Here is a 1,445-nt window from a genome sequence, read left to right as displayed (position 1 = left end):
GGGTATGTAAGTATTAGTGTGTAAATTAAATTTTTTATATAAAACATCTTGATTTGCTTATATTATAAGTGTAACCAAATCATTGGTAAATTATACACTTGATTTGGGAAATAAATGTATAATTTAGTATGATATCGTTAATACTTGACTATGAGGCCTAGCTCTGTCCGATGACTTGCTCTGCAGGAATGCAACAAGAAACCCACAACTAGGCTGATGCTTTTTTACAAGCATCCAGGAGCGGTAATAAATTCTACATTAGAATCTATATTTAGGAGATAGTCAAGTGTTTAACTTTAGTGCAAACCATTTAACATTGGTATCATTAACAGAGTATGATAGAGCCAAGTTGCTGATTATGAAAGATATTGATACAAATCGGTGCTATAAGATTTATGATTACTCTAAATCTTGTAATATTGTAACTGGCAAAGTATATTGTGTTTCAGGCAAAATCAACTCTGCTGATAAGCTTTACTTAATTCTTGAAAATTTCAAAGAAGATCGTAAAGCTAATAACAAAAAATATGAATTTTTCAAGGTTCAAAGCGTTTAGACCTTATAGTCCAAGGTCTAAACGCCCATCAAACATGATGGCGAACTGTGAAATGGTTCTTCCCCAATTTTGTATGGGGTGGGACCATTTTTTCATTATATCTACAGTAGCAAGATATAATGACTTCTTTAGTGCATCATCTGTAGGGAATACAGTTTTAACTTTAGTTACTTTTCTTAACTGCCTATTAAAACCTTCTAAGGTATTTGTTGTATATATAATTCTTCTTATGTCTGGTGGGTACTTAAAGTAAGTGGAAAGATTATCCCAGTTATTAAACCATGAATCTATTACTATACGATATTTGTTACCCCATTTTTTATCAAGTAGCTCAAGTTGTTGTATGGCGACTTCTTCTGAAGATGCTTTATACACAAGCTTTAAATCGGCCATAAATTCTTTTTGATTTTTTGAAGCTATATACTTCAATGAGTTTCTAATTTGATGTATGATACATGTTTGTACTTCTACTTTAGGAAAAACAGTTTTTATTGCATCTGGAAGGCCTTTAAGTCCATCCATACAAGCTATAAGAATATCTTCGATACCTCGATTTTTTAATTCATTAAACACACTTAACCAAAATTTTGCGCCTTCACTTTCTCCTATCCAGATTCCTAAAATATCTTTATGTCCTGATTTGGTTATTCCAAGGCATATATATGCAGCTCTTGAAACTATAGTACTTTCGTATCGAACCTTATAGTGAATGGCATCAAATAGCACTATAGGATATACTTTATCTAATTGCCTGTTTTGCCAGTCAGCAGCAGCTCCCATAACTTTATCTGTAATAGCAGATATCATAGAAGGTGATACATTGATGCCATATAGTTCTTCTAAATGATCTTTAATATCTCTAGCTGAAAGTCCTTTGGCGTACATTGCT

2 protein-coding genes are annotated in these 1,445 nt (G+C 32.3%); one reads left to right on the top strand and one right to left on the bottom strand.

The window, feature by feature from the left end:
• The first annotated feature begins 286 nt into the window (after positions 1-286).
• On the top strand, positions 287-556 hold the full coding sequence (locus RBH29_RS17640) for a hypothetical protein (protein WP_306698324.1): 270 nt from the start codon (positions 287-289) through the stop codon (positions 554-556).
• A gap of 3 nt (positions 557-559) precedes the next feature.
• On the opposite strand, the gene RBH29_RS17635 is transcribed toward RBH29_RS17640, so the two are convergent.
• The coding region (locus RBH29_RS17635; RefSeq protein ID WP_306698323.1) for an IS256 family transposase at positions 560-1,445 on the bottom strand (886 nt) is incomplete at its 5' end.

This window comes from Herbivorax alkaliphila (assembly GCF_030848475.1).
Classification (GTDB): domain Bacteria; phylum Bacillota; class Clostridia; order Acetivibrionales; family Acetivibrionaceae; genus Herbivorax.
Note: the sequence above shows the minus strand (reverse complement) of the source record. Positions and strands in the feature narration are given on the sequence as shown.